Below are 26,855 nucleotides of genomic sequence, written 5' to 3'. Positions count from 1 at the left end.
CAAGAATATAAGATGATATTAATTCTCTTATTTAGTATTTTTTAAGGATGTGTGTTGCTGCTCATTTTCCTTTTTATTATAAGAGCATTGTGTAAGCAAAATAAAAGCAATGTAATTAGGTGGTAAAAGCATTGCATTTACAGTGTAAAAGATATGCTTTTATAAAGCAATAGCAATGTAATTGGAATCCAGTTTCAGAATAACTATAAATAAAGGGAGCGTAGCTTGTGTTTGCTTACGCTCCCTTTAAATAGGATTCTATATCGCAAATAGATATTTAAGCACTGAGTTGAATACCTATTATATATGTATATGCGAGATGAGATTTATTGACTTGGCTGTTCTTGCTGTTGTCGTTTCTCGATACATAGTTTACTATAAGGGCAGTATTTGCACCAATATGTATCTTGAGTAGCGGTAAATGGGATCTCACTATTAAAGATTTCACCAAGTACTCCTTGAAGATTTGCCATAAAATCTATTTGATATGACTTGATATCATATATAGGTTCGTTCTTCAATTCCAAGTGAATTTTGTTTGTTTCAGAACCTATATTTTGAATATATACAAGGCATGGACTCACAGGAAGTTGTTCTTTATTCAGTTCAATATTATCTCTTACAACATTAGAATAGAGCATTGTTTGTAGATAATAGTCTGCTTTTGTCTCGTGAATCTTTGTTCTATTAAACACATCTTCAATGTCTTTGGGCTGTTTTAAGCTAGGTCTACCTGTTTTATAGTCGATAACTCTTATCATTCTTCCTTCACTTTCGTGATGCACTTCGTCTAGTCTATCAATGAAACCCTTGATTGTTAAACTTCTCTTTTCGTTGTTGCTAATGAACGAAATCTCTGAATTAATGCGCAACTCAAGTCCCTTTATGGTGATAGGAGCAGACTTTTCGTCTTGTTGGAGCATTTTTATTAGGTAGTTAATAATGCTCTCTCGGTTAACAAGTTGTAAACCATTATACTTAGGACGATACTTTGAAGAAGTTGTTTTAAATACCAGTTCGCTGAAGGCTTCATCTACACAAAGTTCAATTGTCGCTCTACTTTTGCGTATCTTTTCAATACTTTCTTTTGACACGACATTATTTTTATCCATTATCTTTTGGTAAATCAGCTCGGCAGACCTATGATAAACATTTCCATAAGTTCTGTTATCTAAGGCTCCTTCTTGCTCAATATCAGGCTCTCTAATGCCTAATATCTTACTATAATAGAACTTAAACGGGCATTTTAGATACTCGTTGATAGCTGAAGGTGATATCTTTTCAATGCCATTGAGAATGTTCATAATCTCTTTTGACTTTGAAATACATTTGTTTTGAGTTGGTTCTAGATATTGATTGGTGAGCAATGATTGTCTTTTTATAGAGTGTTTGCTCTCTACCATGAGCTGAATCATAAAGCGACTCATTTCTGAATTTTGTCCAAATGCAGTTCCACTGTTATATGAAATCGTGATATCTTGGGCTCTTTGGATGAGTCTATAGAAGTAATAAGCAAAGATAGCGATCTTATGATCGATAATTGTTAGGTTGTATGCTTTGCGTATTGAATAGGGAATGAATGATGAGTCGTGAATCGACTTGGGCATATTTCCCTCGTTACACGATATCATTAGAATGTGTTTGAAATCGAGATTACGGGTTTCTAGCACTCCCATTATCTGTATTCCTTCGATTGGTTCACCATGGAAAGGAATGGTTGTAGATTGAATAAACTGATCTATTACGCCCTTTAAGGTTACAAGATCTACAACTAAGTCGTTGCTTTTTATAAGCGAATTTACCCTGTTGAGCAGTGTAAACATTCTAAATACCGACTCTTTTAGTAGTGGATCATTTGCTTCTTTGGTGTTATTGCCAATGAGTTCTACAATTTCTATAATCCAATCGACAAGTGATGCAAAATGAGTTTCGTGTATATCGGCTGGCGAAGAGAACACCTTAGCAAGACAATCGTCTATCTGAAGTTCTTCAGAAGTGGGATAGTAATTATGCTTTTTGTGCAGATTTGAATACAACTCCTTATTCTTTTCAGATATATAATGGCAGTAAGGATGATTAAGAATCTCATCAACATATTTCAAACGGAATCGATCTTCGTTATTAATCTTACCTATTAATTGTAGTGTGATGAGGCTCTTTACAAGCGAACTGATGTGAGTTTGTTGTAAAGGAAAGCCCATTGTGATGTTCACTTTGTCTACTTCTTCGGGCAAACAGTGTAGCACTGTGGGTAATAAAGTTTCGTCGCAAAGAACAATAACGGTATCTTTTCCTGCCTTTATTCTATCATTTTGTTGTAGCCAATCAGCTATATTGCGGGCCTGTATATTATTAGTTGTGGCAGAAATGTATGTGATGTCTTTCTCGTTCTTAAAACAATTGTATATCGAATCATCGCTATTGTCAAGCTCATTAGGGTATATTGATAAGTATTGTTTGATGTAATAACCAGCTTCTTGTTGGTTGTTTGTGGTATAATACTTGTCGAAGTCCCAATAAAATTGAGCCTTTCCTTCTTTCTTAATGATGTTAAACAGCTCTTGTTCGACCTTTTGTAGTAGGTTAAAGCCTACAAATAAGTAGTGTTTATGAGGCAAATCAAGATTCTTTTGCTCAATAACTTCCCTATAAATAGCCCCTTCATAGCTAATACCTTGTTGCTTTAAGCGTGCATTAAAGTTGTTATAAATATCCTCAAGTTTGCTCCATAGATTCAAAAAGCGTTGCTTTAGCTCAGAATTATGGTTGTCTTTGAAGTTGATAAAGAATTTCTTTATAATCTCTTTTTGCTGTTCAGACAAGTAAGAAATATCGTCTAATTCGTGCAAGTTCTGTATGTTTGCAAACACTTTAGATGCTTCTGCCATGTTTTTATCAACGTCATCAAAGTCTGAAAGCAATAATTGTCCCCAGTTAAAGAAATGATCTAAGGTCTCATCTAAGCCCGTACATTCAGTAAAAGAACGATGAAGATCACACACAAGTTTAATCTGATCGCCTGCAACTAAATCGGTATTGCGATAGAATAGGTCACTAATTGTTAGATACGAAGGGCTCCATATAGGTTTATTAGCAATACGTGCAAGGTATTCATTCATAAATAATGCTGCACGTTTGTTGGGGAACACAATGGCAATATCAGCCAAATTGGTTCCATATTTCGCTATAATATCTTTTGCAACAGCTTCTAAAAAGTTCATCATTTCACCTCTTTTATATTATTAGAGTATACAAACCACAAATAACCTTTAATCTTTTTATAACCCATTTCCTTAAGAAGAGTCATATAACTCTCTATCTGTTGGATATAAATATCTTTGGGAGAGCCAAACTTAAAGTCGATAACAATCATCTGATCTCCATCGTATATCACCCTGTCGGGGCGTCTTTTAATAACCGAATTGGTTGTAGGATCAACGCTAAGGATGGCACATTCGTTGAAAACAGTCCACTTATCGCTAAACCATTCCTCTACAGTTGGGTTCTCAAAGCGTTTATATATAAGGTCTTGTAATTTCTCTTTGTTTATCTTTTTGTTATCAATTACGCCTTCATAGTTCAATTCTTCGATGGCATAAGCAATATCTTCTTTCGTCTTTATCTGTGAGAATATCTTGTGAAGAATTTGTCCTAACTCTATATATTGCTGTTGTTTAGACTCAGTTTCTTCTCCTTTTAGATACTCATTACTCTTATTACTCTGTAAGAAAGATGCCTTTTCTGCATAGTTCTTTATGTCTATTTGGTGCGAAATAACAGGAGTTTTAAAGATATTCATCGACTTCTCTTCTTCCTTTTGCTTCGTTTCAACCTCTAATTGGCCATATTCAAACTTGAAATAGCAATCGTCTTTGTCTAGTTCATCAATGATAGTGCAGTCTGGCAATTGCTCTTTTATATTTGTAATTGCAGCTTCTATAGAGCTAGCACGATATGAAATGTTTTGTTTTGCACATGATATAACAAACAAACTGTCGCATGCTCGAGTGAAAGCAACATATAACATATTGAGGTTATCCACAATCGTTTGTGAGTATTCTTCTATATATTGCGACTCAAAGATGGTGTTCATCATTTTGTTTCTTGAGTTATATATAGGCAAAATAGGTATCTGTGAGAATGGAGCCTCTGGTGTTTTGAAAAGCATTGTCGCATCTTGTTTAAGCTTCCAGTCGCAGAATGGCATGATAACATGCTTGTATTCCAGACCCTTACACTTGTGGATTGTGATGAGAGTAATACCATCTAGTTGTTCAGTTGATATGGTTGTGTTATACAAATCATCTTCCCATTGATTTAAGAATAATGGTAAGTTAGAGCCATTGTCAGTGATAAACTCATTCACTTTGTCGTAGAATGTGCAAACATAGCTTGTTTGTTCTTTCAAAGTATCTAACGAAAAAGCATTGAATATGGTTTCTATTAAATTCAATAAGGCAAGTTCTCTAAGCTCATTTATATTGCTATAGAAGGACTTGGGTAATAGATTTTCAAGACAATCTCTATTCTCAACCATTAAAGAATCGATATCTTTGTTTTGCAATACCTCTGTTTGATAGGTCTGAACCAATTCTGCTAATGCCAGTTTATCATCATTATTCACTAAGAATTGCAATGCCTTTATAATGATATTCACTGCACTTGAAGAGCAAATCTTAAATGCTTCTGACGAAACAAAGTGCAAATGGGGCATTTCATTCATTAAATAATTAGCTATTTCTTGTAGCTTATCGTTCTTACGATGAATGATAGCAATGTCTTTTGGCTGTGCTCCTTTGTTTAAAAGGTCTTGAATAATGGCTTTAGTTTGTGCGAGAGTTTCCTCTTCATACACCTCTTTTTTGAGCAATTCTATTTGCACATAGCCTTTATTGGGCTTGCTCTTTGGAACTAATTGCGCCACATCATTATAAGCACTTTTTAGCTGTTCTTCCTCTTTTTCAGATATATCATGTAATATTCTTGCTTCAGTTTCCACCAAAGCGTTAAAGAAAGCATTGTTAAAAGTAATGATGTTCCGACTTGAACGATAATTAGTTGTGAGGTTTTTTATATCTAAAACGTCCTCAGAATGATTGAATTCTTGGTTGATATTATTCAGCAATTTCCAGTCACCATTTCTCCATCTGTAAATGCTTTGCTTAACATCTCCAACAATAAGATTACTACTTTCGGCATGACTTAGGCACTCATTAAGGAGTATTTTAAAGTTTTTCCATTGCGTAGTACTTGTATCTTGAAACTCATCTATCATGATATGCTCTAGTCGAGTGCCTATTTTTTCGAACAAAAAGGGCGAATCTGATTCCTCAATCATCGAGTTTAAGAGCATTTGAGTGTCGCTTAATAAGAACTGATTGTTCTCGTTATTGATCTCATGTACTTTCTTTTCGATGTTACTAAGCAATCGAAGTTTATTGAGATGTTGCAGTGTTAGAGTGACAGAAAGAATAGTCTTGGTAACAGGAACACGCATACTTTCGACGTCATTCAATAGTGGCATGAGGCGTTGTTCTACCAAACTGCGTAGGTAAGGCTTCTTTTCTTCACCGCTTTTGCTAATCCATGCGTCTGAACTTGTTAAGCCATTTAGGGCTGTTTTAGATGGAAAATTAGTCTTAGTGTACTCTTGTTTTTGTAAAGTTAGGAAGTAACTAGGTACCCCTCTTGCTCCATTTTTGAAGTCAGTGATGTCTAATCCAGATTCATTTAGAATGTCAAAGAAAGCCGCAACGCCTTTATCTAGCTTTTCAATAGACTCTTCTCTTACTTTAATAAGTGTGCTTCTAAACTCCTTAACCTTGTTTTCGTCTTCTAAAAAGCTAGACAATTGTTTTTCATTTTGCTTGTATAAGTCTGAAAAGATATTCTTTCCAAACGACTTAAGCTCTGATATAATATTCCAAGCCTTGTTTTCTTCTTGGTTTTCTTCAAGTAAATCGAGCACCCATTTCAATACTTTATCCTTAGGGTCTAGCTCTTCTATCAATCTATCTACAGCCCTTTCTTTCAGTTGTTCATCGTTAAGAGTCACACGAAGTCTTGCTGTTAGATCCAATTCACGGGCTAAGTTGTTCAAAACACCTTGAAAAAAAGTATCAATAGTTTGTATTTGAAAATACGAATAGTTATGAATGAGGTAGCCCAAAGCTAACGAAGAACGTTGTCTAATCTGTTCTTCTGAAAGCTCAGTATCTTTCTTTATGATTTCTAAATAAGCGTTAGAGTCGGGGAGAAGACGTGAAAGTCCATATAATTGACTTAGTATTCGCATCTTCATTTCTTCTGTTGCTTTGTTCGTAAAGGTTACAGCTAGGATTTGTTTATACGACAAAGGGTCCTTAATTAACAGCTTGATATATTCTATTGTCAATGTAAATGTTTTACCAGAACCTGCACTTGCCTTGTAAACTGTTAAGGGAGCATTCATTGTTTGTATTTGTCTAGATGTTTAAAAAACATTACAAACTTACATAAAATCATTGAAAAAAGAGCCTAAAAATGAAGCCTTTTATTCAAAAAACTATCTTTCAGTGTGCATTTTGATAGGGTCTTTATTGGGAGAATGCTTCAGCTTGATGTCTACATCAAGTGGAAGTGAAAAGTAAAAGCATTGCTTTTGATGTGTAATTGCATTGTTTTTAAACCCTAATAGCAATGCTTTTACCACCTAATTACATTGCTATTGCAAATAGGTAGATAACATCTTGTTTTCAAAGGCATTATATCTGCAATGATTTTATGCTTCAATTCCTTTCTTTTTCATTATATTTGCATAAAAATATCCTCTCTTAATACAATCTAAACCTAAGCATTTTATAGAAACTTGCTAGTGTATAATAACTAAAAGCATATCAAGATGAAACAGAATTTAAAAAGAATGATTTTGTATAAAACACTTTTATTATCCTTTTTACTCACTATTTATGCTTCGAACTCAATGGCAAAGGTTATTCATCTCTTGCCTAAACCACAATATGTGCATAGTGAAACGTCAACAAAAAGCTTTAGTTTGAATAGAAAGATACAAGTTAAATCGGTAGTAAAGTGTTGGTATCTAGAACAATTTTTGAATAATTATAAAGTAAAAGTTGATAGTTCGTCTTCTGTTTGTATTGAAGTACTATTGGTAGATTCAATCAAAAACACCTTTGATTATGAGCTTTCGGGTTATGAAAACGAAAGTTATTCCTTGAAAGTGCAGGCAAACAAGATAACGATAAAAGCTGTTTCGCAAGTGGGAGTGATAAGAGCTGTGCAGACTTTAGAGCAGTTGTCAGAAGGAACTCCAAATAACTCGTTGATAGAATGTGTTGAGATTGTGGATTATCCAGCGTTTAAATTGAGGGGATTTATGCATGATACAGGTCGTTCTTACATCTCTATTGAAGACCTAAAGACGCAAATTCGCCTTTTATCTCGTTTCAAAATCAATACCTTTCATTGGCATCTTACCGAGAATCAAGCATGGAGATTTGAGGTGAAAGCTTATCCACAGCTCACTCATGCCACTGCAATGATAAGACACAAAGGTTTGTTTTATACCCAAGAAGAATGTACTTCGTTGGAGAAATATGCAAAAATGCATGGTATAACCATCATTCCCGAGATAGATATGCCTGGACATAGCGATGCTTTTGTGCGGGCAATGGGGCATGATATGCAAACAGATGAAGGAATGAAAGAGTTGAAAGTGATTCTAAAAGAAGTGGCTCAAACCTTTCCTAATGCTCCTTTTATACATATAGGAGCAGACGAAAAGCGTATAGTTTATCCTCATTTTATAAAAGAAATAGCAGCTTATATTCATCAGTTAGGAAGAAAATGTGTTATTTGGATGCCTATTCAAGGAGAGTTTAACGATGTAGATATGGCTCATTTGTGGAGTACTGCAGGGAAAATGGTTAAGGGAATACCTAATATTGATTGTCGTTATAACTATATAAACCATTTTGATGTCTTTGCAGATATAGTGGGAATATATAAAAGTAACATCTATTATCAGCCTAAAGGCAATGCAAATCTAGCTGGATCAGTGGTTGCTTTGTGGAATGATCATAAGCTTTCGTCTACGAAAGATATGCTTATGCAAAATAACTTTTATGCAAGTGTGTTGGCAACTGCAGAGCGTTCGTGGATAGGAGGGGGCAAAGAATATATTGAAAAGGGTGGAACTATGTTGCCAATACAAGGAGATGAGTTTGAATCTTTTCGTGATTGGGAACGAAGATTCATCTTTCATAAAAAACAATCTCTATCTAAAGAGCCTATTCCTTATGTGAAACAAACTAATATAAAATGGCTGATTACAGACCCTATTCCATCTAAATACGACACTCTTTCTATGTTCTTGCTACAGAATTACAATCCTTCTAAAGCGATAAAGATAGCAGATAGCGTTTATTCTGTGCGTGAATGTGTTGGAGGAGGAATTTATTTAAGACACACTTGGGGTAAAATTGTTCCATCACTTTATAGCGATGCGAAGTATGGAAATACGGTATTTGCATCTACTTGCATTTATTCTCCAACTAAAAGAACTGTAGGTGCCTTGATTGAGCTACAGAATTATAGTAGATCTGAGCATGATTTGGCTCCTCCTAAAGGTGCTTGGGACTATAAAGGAAGTAAGATTTGGATAAATAATAAAGAGATTATGCCACCTAACTGGATACAGTGTGGAATAGAAGTCGATAATGAAACGAATTTGTTAGATGCCAACTTTACTGGTAGAAAACCTGTTTGTATAACATTAGAAAAGGGTTGGAACAAGGTACTTATTAAGCTTCCCTATAAAGAAACGAAAGGAATAAGACTCAATAAGTGGATGTTTACATTCGTAATTACAGACCTTTCGGGCAAAGAAACATTGTCGGATATCATCTATAATCCTCGTCATCGAAAATGAAGAAAATATCTCTTAAATATAAATATGTGGAGAGTTATAATGCGAAAAATAAATATTTGCAAAGAAAATAAAATATATTTCTTACCTTTGCAGCGAAAATAAAACAAGTAATATATATAAATAAATGGTAAGTTTAACATTATTAATCGTAGTAGTTTTTGTGATTGGCTATCTCTGTATAGCGTTAGAAGGATTCACAAAGATAAATAAAGCGGCTATAGCTTTATTGATGTTTGTAGGCTGTTGGACATTGTTTATGATTAATCCAGGTGAATATATCGCCGGATTAACACCAGAAACGACCGCTTCAACCATTGCAGGTATAATCGATCATCATCTCGGTGGAACTGCAGAAACATTGTTCTTCCTTATGGGAGCCATGACAATTGTAGAGGTAGTAGATAAGAATGGTGGCTTTAACTTTGTGAGAGATATCCTTCAAACACGTGGAAAAAGAACCTTATTGTGGCGTATTGTATTTATAACTTTCTTCCTTTCAGCTATTCTCGACAATCTAACTACGAGTATAGTAATGATCATGGTTCTTCGAAAACTTGTGCCAAATCATAAGGATCGCATGATATATGCATCGTTAGTGATTATTGCAGCAAACTCAGGAGGTGCCTTTTCACCTATTGGAGACGTAACAACTATTATGCTTTGGAATAAAGGTGTGATTACAGCTGCAGGCGTAATGGAAGAGATTTTCATCCCTTCTTTGGTGTCAATGATTATCCCTACGCTTCTACTTCAACGTTCTTTGAAAGGAGAACTCGCCCTTGTAGATTCTAATATGGCTACGGATTATGAAGTATTAGATTTTTCTAAGACTCAAAGAAAAATCATCTTTGTACTTGGAGTGGGTGGTTTAATCTTTGTTCCGATATTTAAATCAATCACACATTTGCCTCCTTTCGTTGGAATATTATTGGTATTAGGCGTTCTTTGGACTGCAACTGAAATATTCTATCGTGCAGAACATGGCGATAATGAGGGTATAAAGCACAGAGTTGCTAATCTAATTGCTCATATTGAAATGTCAACTATCCTGTTCTTCTTAGGTATTTTGATGGCAGTTGCATGTCTAGAAGAAATTAAAGTACTAGAAAATCTTGGTATTTGGCTTAACGATGTATCTGCAGGAAACCACTTTATTGTAACAGGACTCATTGGAGTTTTATCAAGTATTGTAGACAATGTGCCTCTAGTTGCAGGCTGTATGGGTATGTATACAGTGACTCCTACAGGTGATATGGCTGTAGATGGAATCTTTTGGCAGCTCTTAGCGTACTGTGCAGGAGTGGGTGGATCTATCCTTATCATTGGAAGTGCGGCTGGAGTTGTTGTTATGGGACTCGAAAAAATTAGCTTTGGATGGTATTTAAAGCGTGTAGCTGGAGTAGCATTCGTTGGCTATTTAGCTGGAATTTTCTGCTATTGGGTGATCAGAACTTATTTGTGGTAAACTCAATAACTACTCAATAGAATATTAACTTCGTTGTTTATTAGGCAAAACAAGTTAGTAGTCTTAAGATAAAAGGAATGGACTTTGAGGTTATAAGATGTTATATTTTCAAGTAACACCAAAGTTTATTCCTTACATTAAATAACTTCAAGTAAACGATAACAAGTCTATACTTACAGAATGTAAGTGCTTTTATAAAAACATTATACTTTCTTATATTTTAAGATATGCATCTTTTGCAGTCTAAAAATATACAATATTTCGTTTTATAGCGTCTTATTATATAATAAATTAATAGAACTTTGTATAAGAAATATGCGATATAAATGTTTTTTTTACAGAAAAGTTAGGACTAACAAACATTTCCTTGATTAAATAATTACCTTTGTTTCACAGAATATTTTTATCCTATGACAAATAGTCTAATTAAGAGTTTTAATTTAAAAAACGTCAGAACAGCTCAGGATTTTACGTCAAAAAACGTGTATGGTTTCTTTCTTTGTGTACGAGGTAGAGCGCATGTTTCATTAGGAAAGAAACAATATCATATTACAGTAAACGATCTTTGTCTTTATATTCCGTATGGAGAATTAACAATTCATGAGGCAAGTGACGATTTTCTTGCAATCATAATAGAAGAGACTCAAGATATATTTTACCGTCCAATTGCGGCCCTTCCTCTTGAATACAGAATACGATTAAGACAGAATCCATGTGTACGTTTAGGAGAAGAACAACGTACACGTATTGATGAGGTGGTGAGATTGATTACAGACCGAGCAGGCTTTTATAAGGAAATAGCGATCGATAGCAATAGAAAGTTTATTCAAGAAGCCCTTATCTCTATTGTAACTTTCGGATGTTTCGATGTCTTGAATGTCTTTTTTGAGTCGAAACCAATAGACTCTTTGCCTCGAACTCATAACGAAACGATCTATGATAGATTTATCAGTTCATTGCTTTTAAATTATCCTAGTAAACGAACTGTGGCTTTTTATGCCGATGAACAGCATCTTTCACCAGCCTATTTCTCTGTGGTTATTAAAGAAGTTTCAGGAAAAAGTGTGATGCAATGGATTGTAGATGTAACCATTATGCGAGCAAAGCAGTTGCTAACAGGTTCTCAATTAAGTATGAAAGATATTGCGAATGAGTTCAATTTCCAAGATCAATCATCATTCGGACGCTATTTTAAGCATTATGTTGGCGTTTCACCTTTGCGTTATCGAAGTGCCCATAAGGTTCAAGGAACACTATAATTGTTATAGAAAGAGATAGATAAAAGCAATCTATCTCTTTTTATTTGTATTTCTTTCAAGAGCAAATTCTTTTATTCATCAATTACAAAAGCTATGCTTTTGTATCCTAATTACATTGCTATTGCAATATAAAAGCATTGATATTACATTGTAAAAGCTATTTTTTTTTTAAAGATAGATGTGCAATAAAGTAAAGTTATTGATTTTGTAAGGAAATAATCCTGTTGATATTAAATAGTTAAAAGCTTGCCAAGAAAGCGAGAAGACTTCTATTTATTGAGAGACATAGAGATAAATGGGAGAGCTATAAATAAGATAAGAAACATCTATTTGTGTAAAAATAAAAAGCAACAAATGTTTATTTAAACATCTATTGCTTTCTTGTTGTATTAAAAGAGTGGGAGAGTATTAGTTCAATTCGCTTAACTCTAGCCATCTAAACGACTTCTCGTCTAACTCATTTTTTAAGCTAGCCAATCGTTTACTCTTTTCTGTTATTTCTTCAACCGATAGCTCTGAGCCCGAAAGAGCATCTTCCAAAGCCTTTTGTTCTTTTTCAAGTTGAATTATTTCTTCTTCAAGTTGTTCAAATTCTCGCTTCTCTTTATAACTTAATTTACGCTTAGTATCATTGCGATAGTTTTTCTTTGGATCGCTATCCTCTTTTGAATTGCTAGTTGTTGGAGCTTTTTCTTGAGGCTGTAGATTAGCCCATTCACGATATTGGGTGTAGTTCCCGGGGAAGTCTTTAATACGTCCTTGACCTTCAAAAACCAATAAATGGTCTATGATTTTATCCATAAAATAACGGTCGTGGCTAATAATTATAACGCAACCAGGAAAATCTTGTAGGTATTCTTCTAATACTTGAAGCGTTTGAATATCCAAATCATTAGTGGGTTCGTCGAGAACTAAGAAATTTGGGTTATGCATTAAAACAGTACAGAGATAGAGTTTGCGTTTCTCTCCACCGCTAAGTTTATATACATAGTTGTGTTGTTGTTCGGGAGTAAACATGAAATGCTGCAAGAATTGCGATGCTGTCATGTGCTTTCCACCACCCAAATCAATATATTCGGCGATGTCTTTTATAATGTCAATCACCTTTTGTTGCTCGTTAAACTTCAACCCTTCTTGAGAGAAATAGCCAAACTTTACAGTCTCTCCGATATCAAATTTACCGCTATCAGGGGCAACTTCGCCTAGTAACATCTTTATAAATGTAGACTTTCCTGTGCCATTATCGCCCACGATACCCATCTTTTCAAATCGAGAAAAGTTGTAATAGAAGTCTTTTAAGATAATCTTTTCAGGACTCCAAGCCTTTGAAACATATTGACATTCAAATATTTTAGAACCAATATAGACATTTTTCGACTTTAAACGAATCTGCCTTTCTTCTATTCTTTGTTTAGCAATCTTCTCTAATTCATAGAAAGCCTCTTCACGATATCTTGCTTTATGTCCTCTAGCTTGAGGCTGTCTGCGCATCCATTCCAACTCTCTTCTATATAAGTTATTGGCATGTTGTATTTCAGCCTTAGCGTTATTGATACGTTCTTGTCGTTTATCTAAGAAGTAAGCATAGTTACCTTTGTAGGTGAAAATCATAGAATTGTCTAGCTCTATGATGCTATTGCACACTCTATCTAAGAAATATCGATCGTGAGTAACCATTAATAAGGTTTTATTTCCACGTGATAAGAAACCCTCAAGCCATATAATCATGTCAAGATCCAAATGGTTTGTAGGCTCATCTAATATCAATAAATCTGGATTGGTAATCAATACATTAGCTAAAGCCACTCGTTTTTGCTGTCCACCGCTTAGCTCTTTGATGGGTTGAGCAAGGTCTGTTATCTTTAATTGAGTTAGAATTTGCTTTGCTTTTAGTATCTTTTCTTCGTTACCATTGTGGTTAAAGCATGCTTCTAGTACCGTATCATCAGGATTAAAGTGTGGGCTTTGTTCTAAAAAGCCCACACTTAAGTCTCTTTTAAAGATGATATTACCTTCGTCTTGACTTTCTTTTCCTGTGAGAATAGATAATAGGGTGCTCTTACCAGTACCATTCTTGGCTATTAATCCCACTCTTTGTCCTTCAGAAATAGAAAACGAAATGTTGTGAAATAGCGTTTGTGTGCCAAACGATTTCGATAAATTCTGAATATCAAGATAAGGGATATTACTTGCCATTGGTGTCGAGTGATTCGTTAATTTGGTCGATATAATTCAATACGTCGTCTCTTCCTATCTTCTTTTCTGCACTTGTTATAAAGTAAGGAGGAAGTTCTTCCCAAGCGTCTTGTAATGCTTTCATCCACGCACTAGCATTCTTTTGAGCCGCAACGGGACCTAGTTTATCAGCTTTTGTAAAGATAATAGTAAACGGAACTTGACTTGCTCCGAGCCAATCGATAAACTCTCGGTCTATTTTTTGTTGTGGATGGCGGATATCAATCAATACAAATAGGTTGATAAGTTGCTCTCTTTGCAATATATATTGTGATATCATTTGTTGCAATTTCTTTTGAACTGCTTTTGATTGTTTGGCATATCCATAGCCAGGAAGGTCTACTAAATACCATTCATTATTAATAATAAAGTGGTTAATAAGTAGCGTTTTACCCGGTTTTGATGAAGTTTTTGCTAGTCCTTTATGTGCGCAAAGCATATTGATGAGGCTCGATTTGCCTACATTTGATCTGCCAATAAAGGCATATTCGTATTTATTATCAGTGGGACACTTGCTCACTGTGGGTGAAGAAACCACGAATTCAGACTTCTTTATTTCCATGTTTGTTGTTTTAAAGAATGAGTATTGTATCTTAAAAGGATAGAGATGATATTCTAATTACATTCCTTTTGGATACCAATATTTATTTGCAAAGATACAAATAAAAATGCACTAATGATACTTATTCAACCAAACAGACGTGTTTCTTATGCAATATCACTTTATAATTTGTTATTCACTCCATGTCCAAACAATGCAAAGTCGCCTTTTAAAGGATCGTTTGGAAATATCTTTCGCATTTGTTTTGTGAGCTCAATTGCTGTCTTCATTTTTGCAGTGTTTGTGCTAATGAATCCCAGTTTCTGTGCTTGTTGCATAACATGAGTATCTAATGGCATAATAAGATTACGCTTATCTATGAAGTGTTCCCATATACCTAGGTCCACAGGAGATTCATTTCGAACCATCCAACGTAAGAACATACAAAGGCGTTTGCATGCAGAACGAGCATTCTTTGGGATAATTCCAATCACATTTTGCTGTGAAAAATAAGTACATATACTATCTATTGCGGTTAGAGTGTCTACAGATGTAGTTCTAATAAAGTTTTCTAACGAATGGAATTCTTCAAATAAAGTTTCTAAAGCGGTGAAAAATTGCAACATCATCGCATTAGAATAAAGACGATAAAAGCAAGATTTATCATTTGGGAAATGTTCTTTATATTCCCCATTTTTAATCCAGTTATATGGTTCTTTATTACTTTTATCGAGTATAAACTGTATCTTTGGAAAGAATTGTGTACGTGAACCATAACTTAAACAGGCTGCAATAAAAGCCATTGTTTCCTGATTTTCTTTGCCAATAACTTGGTGCATAAAGTACGATGGATCGTCTTTAAGAAAATCATGTGTCTCATATTTCTCTGCTAAAGAGTGTAATAGATGATACTTTTCTGCTTTTGTCATAGTATATGTATTATTATTGTATATAACGAAGAAATTCTTCTATTATTGTAAAAGCTATGCTCTTTATAGGTAAAAACATAGCTATTGCATCTCAAAAGCAATGCAATTGAACTATAAAAGTATTGCTTTTTAATTGTAATTAGATTTAAATACTTTCTAATTTAAATCATATTATGATGTAACTGTTTATATATCAGTATAATATGGTGGTTGTTTATAGAGCTAATAGAGGTGTAATAATTGATGATATGAGATTGAATGAAAGAGAGGATACGTTCGTCTTTTAGAGTAAACTTCTTTGTTAAAGGATAAGAGTTGGTAGATGTTTTGCATAGTTAGATGATTTTTTTTAACTTTGCAAGATATAATAAACATCAGTATATAAATACTTTTCCTACTTATTTGTAGTTCAAAACAAGAGTAGAAAGTAAGCAATAAAAGTAAGACAAAGCTGATTTAGTAAAGAAATTCAAAATAAATACTTTTCAATGACAAAGTCGTATCCAATAGTTTATCTAAAGAAAGGAAAGGAAGAAAGCCTAAAACGTTTTCATCCTTGGGTGTTTTCTGGTGCAATAGCAAGCGGAATAGAGTCTTTAAACGAAGGTGATGTGGTGAGAGTGTGTACTGCAAGTGGAGCATTTATAGCCGTAGGACATTATCAAATAGGATCAATAGCCGTTCGAGTACTATCTTTTAAAGACATTGTTATTGATGAAGAATTTTGGAAATCACGCTTACATTCAGCTTTAGAAGTACGATTGGCGCTCGATGTTGTAGACAATCCTAATAACAATACCTATCGTTTGGTGCATGGAGAAGGTGATAATCTACCTGGATTAATTGTTGATTGCTATGGAGAAACTGCCGTTATGCAAGCTCATAGTGTGGGTATGCACTGTGAAAGAAATGTCATTGCTAAATCACTTGTTGAGGTGTTAGATGGTAGAATTAAAAATGTTTATTATAAGAGTGATACAACTTTGCCTTTTAAAGCCGATTTGAACCAAGAAAATGGCTTTTTAATTGGAGGTGAAACAGATTGTACAACACTTGAAAATGGGTTGACTTTCAAGGTCGATTGGTTGAAAGGACAGAAGACAGGGTTCTTTATTGACCAAAGAGAAAACCGCAGTTTGCTTGAGCAATACTCAAAGAATAGAAGTGTGTTGAATATGTTTTGCTACACAGGAGGATTCTCTGTTTATGCAATGCGTGGGCAAGCTGAGTTGGTACATTCGGTAGATAGTAGTGCAAAAGCAATTGACATTACTCGCGAAAATATTGCTGCCAACTTCGAAGATACCACAAAGCACGAGGCTTTTTGCGAAGATGCATTTAAGTATCTCGATGCAAATGACAAGAAATATGACCTTATTATCCTCGATCCACCAGCCTTTGCAAAGCATAGAGCGGCACTTAAAAATGCACTAAAGGGTTACACTCGTTTAAATGCAAAGGGTTTTGAAACCATTAAGAGTGGTGGTATTTTATTTACTTTCAGTTGCTCTCAAATTGTAACTAAAGATCAATTCCGTAATGCTGTCTTTACTGCTGCTGCTCAATCAGGACGTAAAGTACGTATACTTCATCAACTTCATCAGCCTGCCGACCATCCTATTAATATTTATCATCCTGAAGGTGAGTATTTAAAAGGATTGGTGTTGTATGTTGAGGACTAATTCAATTCAATGCAAAAAAACAGTTCTTTGTTTCTAAGAAAAATAGAACAGTTTATTGAACAAAAAGAGTTGATGAACAAAAATCAACTCTATTTGGTTGCGTTATCGGGTGGAGCAGATAGCGTTGCACTGCTTTTGGCTTTGAAAAAATTAGGCTATAACATAGAAGCTGCCCATTGTAACTTTCATTTAAGAGGTGAAGAGTCTGATAGAGATGAAGATTTTTGCAAAAACTTGTGTCGTGAATTGGATATAAAATTGCATCTTGCTCATTTCGATACTCAAACTAATGCAAGTCTACATGGCATTAGTATAGAAATGGCTGCACGTAATTTGCGATACAATTATTTTGAGGCTCTATTAAAAGATATCAACGCTAGTGCTGTTTGTGTAGCACATCATAAAGATGATAGTGCAGAAACACTTTTACTAAACCTTATTAGGGGTACTGGAATAGAGGGACTTACGGGGATAAAGAGCAAGAATAATAGGATAGTAAGACCATTCTTATGCGTTCGAAGAAATGAGATAATCAATTATCTTGAACAGCAAAACCAATCGTTTGTAACAGATAGTTCTAATCTTGTGAATGATGTTCAACGAAATAAAATACGTTTAGACATAATGCCATTGTTGCAAACTATCAATCCTTTAGTTGTAGAACATCTTAACCAAACAGGCGAATATATAGAAGAAGCAACATCTATATTGAACACGGTTCTAGAGCAAATGCAAGATAGAGTTGTTCTACTTAAAACCGAAGGACAAACGATTGTCGATATAGAAAGATTAGAAAAGGAGCAATCTTCGAGCTATTTGTTGTGGTATATCCTAAAGAATTATGGTTTTAATGCAGCCCAAATAAAGCAAATTTCTTGCGGATTAAAGACCTCAGTAGGTAGGGTATGGGAGTCGGCTACACATGCTCTAACTATTAATAATAATAAAGTTATTGTTGAACCTTTATTTACTTGTGATACTAAAGAATATCGCTTAATAGAAGAAGAAGGCTTATACCATTTGAATTCAAAGCTATCTATTGAAATAAAAAAAGAACTTTATTCGATTGATAATGGCTTTAGTAAAGACCCTAAAGATATTTGGATTGATGCAGATAAGGTTGAGTTTCCATTATCTGTTCGATTGATAAAAGAGGGAGATAGAATGATTCCTTTAGGAATGAAAGGAAGCAAGTTAATTAGCGATATGCTAACAGATACGAAGGTATCTTATTTCGATCGCCAACGCCAATATGTGCTATTAAATAATGACCAGCAAATAATTTGGCTTTTAGGTCGTCGCATTGACGATCGATATAAGCTTACATCGTCTACAAAGACTGTTCTAAAAATAAAGTTGCTTTAGTGAGATCTTCAGGAGTATCGATGCCAATTGTCTCGATATTTGTTAGTCCTACCTTTATTTTATAGCCGTTTTGAAGCCATCTAAGTTGTTCTAATCCTTCTGTTTTTTCTAACGATGATGGTTCCAAACGAGTGATTTCGCTAAGTACCGAACGTCTATATGCGTAAATTCCGATGTGTTTTAAATATGGGAAAGTGTCAGTAATATTAGTATCTTCACCAAGTTTATTAACCTCAACTCCTTTAATAAAAGGAATCATATTACGTGAAAAATAGAGTGCATAGTTATTGTTATCCATCACAATTTTAGGCGAGTTGGGATTTAACACGTCTTTTGTTGTGGTGAAAGGTTTACCTAATGTGGCTATTTGTGTTTGTTCGTCATTAAACGAATTGCATAAAGTTTGAATTTGAGAAGGGTCGATAAATGGCTCATCTCCTTGAATATTAATAACCACATCGCATGGAACACTAATTTTAGATACAGCTTCTTCAATTCTATCTGTTCCGCTTTCGTGGTCGGAACGAGTCATAATAACCTTTCCTCCAAAGCTCTCTACCTCTTTAAAAATACGTTCATCGTCAGTAGCAACATATACATCTTCTAAAACAGATGATGCCTTTTCGTAAACTCTCTGTATGACTGTCTTACCTTTAATCACAGCAAGTGGCTTTCCAGGAAAGCGTGAAGAACCATAACGAGCAGGTATAATGCAAATGAATTTCATTCGATATAACTTTTAGTGAATATTCAATTAGTATTTCAAACACATCTTGTGTTGGAACGAATGCAAAGATACTAATTTTTACTAATTATTTTTGAGGTCTCAATAAAAAAGGCTATTTTTGAGTATCAAACTATTAGTAATGATATTAATTCTAGTAAATTAATTACAGTGAGAAAAGGAATCTTAACCATATTATTGATTAGTGTGCCTCTAATTTGTTGTGCACAAAGAATTGTTTTAGGCTCTTGTACCACGAAAGATGGTGGACTTTATAAAGGAGAAATTGTAGCAAATAAGCCTCATGGCAAAGGAGTTACAACCTTTAAGAATGGCGATGTCTACGAAGGAGAATACGTAAAGGGTAAAAGAGAGGGCCATGGTGTTTATACTTTTGCTGATGGTGAGAAGTATGACGGACAGTGGTTTCAAGATCAACAACATGGAAAAGGAACCTATTATTTTATGAATAACAATAAATATGTAGGTTTATGGTTCCGTGATTGTCAGCAAGGTCTAGGCACAATGTATTACTATAATGGTGATAAATATGAAGGAAGCTGGTATCAAGATAAGCGACAAGGGAAAGGAAAGTATACTTTTTCGAATGGAGCTTATTATGATGGACAGTGGAATAACGATCAAAAGAATGGTAAAGGCTTCTTTAATTGGGGCGATGGAACCACCTATGATGGTATGTGGGTAGGCAATCAGCGCTCTGGAAAAGGCACAAATAAATATGCAGATGGTGATGTTTACACCGGAGAATGGCTCAACGACATTCAGAATGGTAAAGGAATTTACAAGTTTCAGAATGGAGATGTTTACGAAGGAGCTTATCTAGAAGGAGAAAGAACGGGTGAAGGTATCTTTAAATATGCCAATGGTGATAAATATACTGGATCTTTTAAAGAAGGAGATAAAGACGGACTTGGAACCTTAGTATGGAACAATGGTGACATTTATACAGGTTCTTGGAAAGCCGATAAGCAGAATGGTAAAGGCAAACTAACCAAGAAAAATGGCGATGTTTATGAAGGAATCTTCCAAAATGGTAAACTTAATGGAGAAGTAGTGATACACTATGCCAATGGAACTAGATTTAAAGGAACCTTTAAAAATGGACAACGTCATGGTAAAGCAATAGAGGAAACGAAGGAAGGAGTTCGTTTTGAAGGCTCTTATTCGCAAGATAGAAGAGATGGAAAGTTTGTTGAAAAAGACCGAAATGGAAGTATTATAAAACAGGGTCATTATGATTCTGGACGCCGATACGAGAACTAATTACAAGGATAAAGAATTATGGCTACAGCAGAAAGCAAAACAAAGAAGCCTATAAAGAAGACTTCTAAACCTAGAATACACAAAGAAGTGGAACGTCCTTTAGAGCTAATTAGAAAGGATCCATACCTCTTGGATTATGCAGAAGCAATAAAAGGAAGACACGAACATGCGTTAGATAAGTTGAAACAACTTACAAATAACGGAAAAAAAACATTGACAGACTTTGCCAATGGTCATAATTATTATGGTTTACATTGTAACTCTCGTAATTGGATTTTCAGAGAATGGGCACCTAATGCCACTGAAATCTACTTAATTGGAGATTTTAATAACTGGCAAGAAATACCAGAGTTTAAGGCTCAGAAAGACCCTAAAACAGGTGATTGGGTATTGAAATTACCTCTAAAAGCAATTCGTCATGGTGATTATTATAAGCTAAAAATATATTGGGAAGGCGGTTCTGGAGAGCGAATACCTGCTTGGGCACAACGTGTAGTACAAGATGTTAACACCAAAGTATTTAGTGCACAGGTATGGAAACCTACAGAAACTTACCAATGGAAGAAAAAGAATTTTAAGCCAACTGTTAATCCTTTGCTTATCTATGAGTGTCATATTGGAATGGCGCAAGATGAAGAAAAGGTTGGAAGTTATACAGAATTCAAGGATAAAGTACTTCCTCGTATCATAAAAGCAGGCTATAATTGTATTCAAATAATGGCCATTCAAGAACATCCTTATTATGGTTCTTTTGGCTATCATGTTAGTTCTTTCTTTGCAGCTTCATCTAGATTTGGTACCCCAGAAGAGCTAAAAGCATTAATAGATGAGGCTCATTGCAACGGAATAGCAGTGATAATGGATATCGTTCATTCACATGCTGTGAAGAATGAGATAGAAGGATTGGGCAATTTTGCAGGCGATCCCAATCAATATTTTTATGAAGGAGGTAGAAGAGAGCATCCTGCTTGGGATTCTCTTTGTTTCGATTATGGTAAAGATGAGGTTCTACATTTCTTATTAAGTAACTGCAAATATTGGCTAGAGGAATATCATTTTGATGGCTTTAGATTTGATGGTGTAACATCAATGCTTTATTATAGTCATGGATTAGGAGAGGCTTTTACTAATTATGGCGATTATTTCAATGGGCATCAAGATGACAATGCGATATGTTATCTAACTCTTGCCAATCTCTTAATTCACGAGATTGATCCACGAAAGATTACTATTGCAGAGGAAGTTAGTGGTATGCCTGGTCTTGCTTGTAAGTTTACTGCAGGTGGATATGGCTTTGATTATCGTATGGCAATGAACATTCCAGACTATTGGATCAAGACAATTAAAGAGCTAAAAGATGAAGAGTGGAAGCCAAGTTCTATATTCTGGGAAATCAAGAACAGACGCGCTGACGAACGAACTATTTCATATTGCGAGAGTCACGATCAAGCTTTAGTAGGCGATAAGACTATTATTTTCCGCTTAATAGATGCTGATATGTATTGGCATTTTAAGAAAGGAGATGAGAATTACATGGCTCATAGAGGCATTGCCTTGCATAAGATGATCCGACTAGCAACCATTTCAACTATAAATGGAGGCTACCTTAATTTTATGGGAAATGAGTTTGGACACCCAGAATGGATTGATTTTCCACGTGAAGGAAATGGTTGGAGCCACAAATATGCACGTCGTCAGTGGAATTTAGTAGATAATGAAGAACTCGATTATCAATATCTTGGCTTATTTGATAAGGCTATGTTGGATGTCGTTAAGAGTGAAAAGAACTTTAATAAGACACCTATACAAGAGATATGGCATAATGATGGCGACCAAATATTGGCCTTTACAAGAGGTGATTTGTTATTCGTTTTCAATTTTTCTCCCACTCAATCTTATGTGGATTATGGATTATTAGTACCCACAGGTACATATGATGTGGTGTTAAATACCGATGCTAAGGTCTTTGGAGGAAATGAATTGAACGACGATTCTATAACTCATTTCACCAATTACGATGCTCTTTATGTCAATGAACATAAAGAATGGCTTAAATTATACATTCCTGCTAGAACAGCAATGGTATTAAAAAAGAACTAAATGGCATATTTATTGAAAATCAATACAAGGCAGTTCGCCCGACATTTCAGTACACTTATTTTTGTTGCATTTATCTTTTTGTATCTGTATTATTATCAATCGGATACATTAACTTATGTGCAGCATGTCCTTTCTAATGGTAAAACCCACTACAATTCGCTGGTTGGTGGGATTATCATTACTGTGATTTCTTATATAATAGTATTGTTGCAACAATCATTTTCTAAAGTTATTAGACGGTTTCGATTCATCGCTTTTTATCTACCATCATTGTTTATTGCATTCTTATGCGATGTAGATGAGCATGTGTCGTTTAACTTTTATCTTTTAATTATTGGCTTGATACTATATGGTTTGGTGATTTATTGGCTAAAAGGCATTGTAAAACAATCGAATGATCGCTATACATCGAACTTTGTAGATACACTACTTTTCCATCTTATGTATCTTATCGTATTGTTCTTTTCGATTTCTATGATAGGAAATAATGATGAAAAATTTCATTATAGATTAAGAACTGAGAGATATATACTTGATAAAAACTATGATTTAGCAATAAAAGTAGGGGAGAAGTCATCGGTTGCCGATTCCTCATTAACAATACTTCGTGCCTTTACACTCAACAAAAAACATCTATTAGGCGAGAAATTATTCACCTATAATATAGTCGGTGGTTCTTCAGCTTTGTTACCAACGGATTCTAATTCGTGTTTACTTTTACCACAAACATTTGTAGAAGACGATATGAAAGTGCGTGCAAAGCATAAAATGTCGGCTTTAAAATATTTCCAAAGGCTTGATGAATTGCAGGTAAAGAATAAGCAATACGTGGATTATTTGTTGTGTGCTTATTTGTTAGATAAGCGTTTAGATGATTTTGTGAGAACAATTTCACGGTATTATACTATAGATAATAAGCTTCCAAAACATTATCGTGAGGCATTATTGTTATACACTCATACTCATACTACACCTGTAATTGAGTATCATGACAATGTTATGGAAGCCGATTACCAAGATTATGCGAAGTTAGAAAAACAATATTCTAATGGCATAACCCGTAAGAATAAGTTAAAAGAAGTATTTGGAAATACATATTGGTACTACTACCAATATGCTATTTCTTAACCTCTGCCAATGCTTTAACCCAGTCTGTATCTAACGAAAAGTTAGTGATATAATTTGAATTATCTACGTATGCGTAGGTAATTTCTTTATCCATATCGTTGAAACGTGAGTTCTTTATACTTGCGTTCTTATATTTTGCTTTGATAACTTCTTGGTTACCCTTCTTTGCATTGTTTGCTAAGCTCTTTACATATAGGTTTACAAACTCTATCATTGCATTAGCTTGTTCGCCCAATTCGTGTTCTGTAAAACCCTCAGTAGAGCCTGCTTTCATAATTAAATAATACAAAGCGTCTGACTTAAATGTAGCAATTTTTCTTGTTTCAAGATTCTTTGACTTATTATTTTTAATTGCTTCATTCTTCTGCATGAGGCTTTGTACCTCTTTAAAGATCTCTTGTGCCTGAATAGTTACTGATGAGCAAAGGCATAAAGCCAATGCGAAAAGCATTTTTTTCATAATTCTTCTTGTTTTGTTATTTACTGTTTATTCTTTCTTTATTCTTGTTTATAAAATCTTTCCAGCCTTTATACGAGACGTTGTTAACAGGTCTTCCCGTTTGTAGATAATGGCAATAGGCAACTCCCAGTGCATCTGTTGCGTCCATGAACTTAGGTAAATTATCTTTATCTAACTTTAATAAGCGAAGTAACATATCTGCAACTTGCTCTTTACTTGCTTGCCCTTGTCCTGTAATCGCCATCTTTATCTTCAGAGGAGCATATTCAAATATTGGAATATCGTGATTAATTGCTGCTGCAATTGCAACTCCTTGAGCTCTTCCAAGTTTTAACATTGATTGAATATTCTTACCAAAGAAGGGAGCTTCGATAGCCATTTCGTCGGGAAGATATTCCTCTATTATTCCTTTAACTCGTTGAAAAATATTACCTAATCTCAAATAAGGGTCTGTCATTTTGCGCATATCTATAATACCCATTGCAACCATTTCTGCTTTATTAGATATTACTTTTATAACGCCATAACCCATTATATTTGTTCCAGGGTCAATACCTAAGATAATTCTTTCATTATCAATACGTTGTAAAACCATTGCTATTATCCTTCAAAAGCTATCGATCTATGTATGGATTGCTACTTAATTCGTCTCCAATAGTTGTGCTTTCACCATGTCCGGGATATAGAATTGTTTTATCAGGAAGTTGAGATACAAATCTAAGTGTTTGTATCATCTGAAACATCGATCCTCCTTCTAGGTCTGTTCTACCGATAGAACGCTTGAAAATAGTATCTCCTGAGAAAGCAATATGCTCTTTTTCATTATAGAAGAATACACTTCCTGGAGTGTGACCTGGTGTTTCTATTATTGTAAAACGCTGATTACCAAATTCAATGATATCATCTTTTGTTAGATAATCAATATCTTTTGGTTGCTCTTCTGTTAAATCTAAACCCAGTAATAGCTGTGCTTGTTGCTTTATACTTTCCATTAAGAACTTGTCTTTATGGTGTACTTTGGGAGTGAGTCCAAATTCTTTTTGCATGTAACTATTGCCAAAGTTGTGATCAAGATGACCATGAGTAGCAAGCAAATGTTTGGGTTTTAATTGATTCTTTTTGATATAATCAAAAATCATATCACGCTCTTCTTGATAAAAAGCGCCACAATCTATAATTGCACATTCTTTTGTTTCATCGCTAATAATGAAACAATTCTCTTGTAACATATTACAAGTAAACACTTGAACATTTATCATAGAGGTATGTATATTAATGATTTTTCTTTAAACCAATCATCTTTAAACCAATTAGATAGAGGTGTTATTTCGGCAAGTTTCTTATGTTCATGAATCTCATCTTCAGTATTTCCTCCCTTTAAAACAATCACTCCATTGGGTAAAGCATTGTTTTGTTCTTTTGATATGTTCTTCTTAACAATCTTAATTAAGTCGGGGAGAGGCATTACTGCACGACTAACTATAAAGTTATATTTTCCTTTTTCTTCTTCACCACGGATGTGTTCAGCGACCACATTGGTAAGACCAATGGCTTTAATAACTTCATTTGCCACCATAATCTTTTTACCTGTTCCATCTATAAGCTTAAATTTACAGTTTGGAAACATAATTGCTAAAGGGATACCAGGAAAGCCTCCGCCTGTCCCAAAGTCCATAATTGTAGTTCCATCTTTAAAGTTTATAGCCTTTGCAATGGCTAAAGAGTGGAGTACATGGTGTGAATATAGATTGGAAATGTCTTTTCTTGATATTACATTTATCTTTTGGTTCCAATCTTCATACAAAGCTTGTAGAGCCTTAAATTGCTCTATTTGCTTGTCTGTTAGGTGTGGAAAATATTCTAAAATCTCGTTCATTCTCTATCTTTAAGTATTTCTTTTAAGTCTTTATTCTTAATTTTTATCTCTATTTCTCCAATGTGTGTATTTGTAATTTCTCCATTATTATAAATAAAAACCATTTCATCTTCTTTGATAATGAAATTCTTTGGAGCACTTATATCATTTGTTAATGATACATCTTGTCGCAGCAATTCGTCTGTATCTTTCGCTTTAAACTGTTTTAAAAGTTGCTTTTCTATAAGTGAATTAAGCGTGTATTCGTATCCTCTAACAAATATATCTTCTAATGTAAGTATCTTTTTTGTTACGATATTGATGTTCTTACACTCTGTCCATTTATCGTCTTCACTTAGTTCATTTATTGCTAGTGTATGATGATAAACACAACTTATGATATTATCCTTATACGAATTGATTGTTGTTTCAAGAATATAATGATATGCATATCGATTCTCTGATGTGCTAATTTCGTTATTTATAGATGGCACATTGGGTACCAACTCATTGAAAAAACGTTGAATGAAGGAATTAACTCGTTTCTTCAAAGGAAGATTTTGAAGTGAGTCATTTTTGCTAAATGGTGGAAATATATTATCGGAAAGAATGAGTTGATTTAGTTTTGATGCTCCTTTCCCACTTAAATATTTTATGTTCATTCGAACAGAACACCATAAAGTATCCTTCCTTAGTATATGTTTTTGCGTCGAGTCAACTTGTAAACTGTCTATAGATAAGCCTGTTTTTTCTTGTATTCCTTTGTTAGGAAGATTGCAAGAGAAGACCAAACCTAATAAACATGTTATGAAAATAGATACACGCATAATATTACAAAAGTAATATTTTAATTCTAAATATCTGCCTTTTTTATTAGAATTATTCTATTTATAATGTTA

The 26,855-nt window shown here is 34.3% G+C and carries 19 protein-coding genes; 8 read left to right on the top strand and 11 right to left on the bottom strand.

The window, feature by feature from the left end:
• Positions 1-326: 326 nt before the first annotated feature.
• Positions 327-3,224, bottom strand: coding sequence for a PD-(D/E)XK nuclease family protein (locus tag A3GM_RS0101930; protein ID WP_018361699.1), 2,898 nt, complete (start codon positions 3,222-3,224; stop codon positions 327-329).
• Positions 3,221-6,451 (bottom strand): UvrD-helicase domain-containing protein, encoded by a 3,231-nt coding sequence (locus tag A3GM_RS0101925; protein ID WP_018361698.1) that lies wholly within the window; start codon positions 6,449-6,451, stop codon positions 3,221-3,223. The genes A3GM_RS0101930 and A3GM_RS0101925 overlap by 4 nt, the downstream gene beginning before the upstream one ends.
• A 429-nt stretch (positions 6,452-6,880) precedes the next feature.
• Between A3GM_RS0101925 and A3GM_RS0101920 the strand changes: the two genes are divergently transcribed.
• The 3 genes from A3GM_RS0101920 (at position 6,881) to A3GM_RS0101910 (ending at position 11,653) form a co-directional block, all read left to right on the top strand.
• Complete coding sequence (locus tag A3GM_RS0101920) at positions 6,881-8,929, top strand: family 20 glycosylhydrolase (protein ID WP_044124337.1); 2,049 nt, start codon at positions 6,881-6,883, stop codon at positions 8,927-8,929.
• Positions 8,930-9,053: 124 nt separating this feature from the next.
• Positions 9,054-10,394, top strand: a complete 1,341-nt coding sequence (nhaD, locus tag A3GM_RS0101915; RefSeq protein ID WP_018361696.1) for a sodium:proton antiporter NhaD — start codon at positions 9,054-9,056, stop codon at positions 10,392-10,394.
• Positions 10,395-10,804: 410 nt separating this feature from the next.
• A complete protein-coding gene (locus A3GM_RS0101910) occupies positions 10,805-11,653 on the top strand; it encodes a helix-turn-helix domain-containing protein (RefSeq protein WP_026216088.1) in 849 nt (282 codons plus the stop codon).
• 408 nt (positions 11,654-12,061) lie between these two features.
• Here the strand turns inward: A3GM_RS0101910 and A3GM_RS0101905 are convergent, their stop codons facing one another.
• The 3 genes from A3GM_RS0101905 to A3GM_RS0101895 all read right to left on the bottom strand — a co-directional run bounded on the left by A3GM_RS0101905 (position 12,062) and on the right by A3GM_RS0101895 (position 15,358).
• Complete coding sequence (locus tag A3GM_RS0101905) at positions 12,062-13,849, bottom strand: ABC-F family ATP-binding cassette domain-containing protein (RefSeq protein ID WP_018361694.1); 1,788 nt, start codon at positions 13,847-13,849, stop codon at positions 12,062-12,064.
• A complete protein-coding gene (yihA, locus tag A3GM_RS0101900; RefSeq protein ID WP_018361693.1) occupies positions 13,839-14,450 on the bottom strand; it encodes a ribosome biogenesis GTP-binding protein YihA/YsxC in 612 nt (203 codons plus the stop codon). Before yihA ends, A3GM_RS0101905 begins: the two co-directional genes overlap by 11 nt.
• Positions 14,451-14,611: 161 nt before the next feature.
• Complete coding sequence (locus A3GM_RS0101895; RefSeq protein WP_018361692.1) at positions 14,612-15,358, bottom strand: TIGR02757 family protein; 747 nt, start codon at positions 15,356-15,358, stop codon at positions 14,612-14,614.
• Between the two features lie 488 nt (positions 15,359-15,846).
• Here A3GM_RS0101895 and A3GM_RS0101890 point away from each other — a divergent pair, with 488 nt between their 5' ends.
• Positions 15,847-17,040: a class I SAM-dependent rRNA methyltransferase gene (locus tag A3GM_RS0101890; protein WP_018361691.1), complete on the top strand. Its 1,194-nt coding sequence runs from the start codon at positions 15,847-15,849 to the stop codon at positions 17,038-17,040.
• Between the two features lie 72 nt (positions 17,041-17,112).
• Positions 17,113-18,405, top strand: a complete 1,293-nt coding sequence (gene tilS, locus A3GM_RS0101885; RefSeq protein WP_240430780.1) for a tRNA lysidine(34) synthetase TilS — start codon at positions 17,113-17,115, stop codon at positions 18,403-18,405.
• On the opposite strand, the gene kdsB is transcribed toward tilS, so the two are convergent.
• Entirely contained in the window at positions 18,371-19,132 is a 762-nt protein-coding gene (gene kdsB, locus A3GM_RS0101880) for a 3-deoxy-manno-octulosonate cytidylyltransferase (protein ID WP_018361689.1), read from the bottom strand. The two genes, tilS and kdsB, sit on opposite strands and share 35 nt — an antisense overlap.
• Positions 19,133-19,300: 168 nt before the next feature.
• Between kdsB and A3GM_RS0101875 the strand changes: the two genes are divergently transcribed.
• The 3 genes from A3GM_RS0101875 to A3GM_RS0101865 are packed head-to-tail and all read left to right on the top strand — an operon-like array spanning position 19,301 to position 23,641.
• Positions 19,301-20,413, top strand: a complete 1,113-nt coding sequence (locus A3GM_RS0101875) for an MORN repeat-containing protein (RefSeq protein WP_025829701.1) — start codon at positions 19,301-19,303, stop codon at positions 20,411-20,413.
• A gap of 18 nt (positions 20,414-20,431) precedes the next feature.
• Positions 20,432-22,513 (top strand): alpha amylase C-terminal domain-containing protein, encoded by a 2,082-nt coding sequence (locus tag A3GM_RS0101870; protein ID WP_018361687.1) that lies wholly within the window; start codon positions 20,432-20,434, stop codon positions 22,511-22,513.
• Complete coding sequence (locus tag A3GM_RS0101865) at positions 22,514-23,641, top strand: DUF6057 family protein (RefSeq protein ID WP_018361686.1); 1,128 nt, start codon at positions 22,514-22,516, stop codon at positions 23,639-23,641.
• Here A3GM_RS0101865 and A3GM_RS0101860 read toward each other — a convergent pair.
• Genes A3GM_RS0101860 through A3GM_RS0101840 form a run of 5 tightly spaced genes read right to left on the bottom strand, consistent with a single transcriptional unit; the run spans position 23,631 to position 26,783 of the window.
• On the bottom strand, positions 23,631-24,101 hold the full coding sequence (locus A3GM_RS0101860) for a hypothetical protein (protein ID WP_018361685.1): 471 nt from the start codon (positions 24,099-24,101) through the stop codon (positions 23,631-23,633). The genes A3GM_RS0101865 and A3GM_RS0101860 overlap by 11 nt on opposite strands.
• Before the next feature lie 16 nt (positions 24,102-24,117).
• Entirely contained in the window at positions 24,118-24,696 is a 579-nt protein-coding gene (ruvC, locus tag A3GM_RS0101855; RefSeq protein ID WP_018361684.1) for a crossover junction endodeoxyribonuclease RuvC, read from the bottom strand.
• Positions 24,697-24,715: 19 nt separating this feature from the next.
• Positions 24,716-25,360, bottom strand: a complete 645-nt coding sequence (locus A3GM_RS0101850) for an MBL fold metallo-hydrolase (RefSeq protein ID WP_018361683.1) — start codon at positions 25,358-25,360, stop codon at positions 24,716-24,718.
• Entirely contained in the window at positions 25,357-25,977 is a 621-nt protein-coding gene (gene rsmG / locus A3GM_RS0101845; protein WP_018361682.1) for a 16S rRNA (guanine(527)-N(7))-methyltransferase RsmG, read from the bottom strand. Before rsmG ends, A3GM_RS0101850 begins: the two co-directional genes overlap by 4 nt.
• Complete coding sequence (locus A3GM_RS0101840; protein WP_018361681.1) at positions 25,974-26,783, bottom strand: RsiV family protein; 810 nt, start codon at positions 26,781-26,783, stop codon at positions 25,974-25,976. The genes rsmG and A3GM_RS0101840 overlap by 4 nt, the downstream gene beginning before the upstream one ends.
• Between the last annotated feature and the right edge of the window lie 72 nt (positions 26,784-26,855).

The sequence above is a fragment of the Hoylesella nanceiensis DSM 19126 = JCM 15639 genome (genome assembly GCF_000379965.1).
GTDB classification, from domain to species: domain Bacteria; phylum Bacteroidota; class Bacteroidia; order Bacteroidales; family Bacteroidaceae; genus Prevotella; species Prevotella nanceiensis.
The sequence above is the reverse complement of the archived record's forward strand: the minus strand, read 5'-3'. Positions and strand labels throughout refer to the sequence as shown.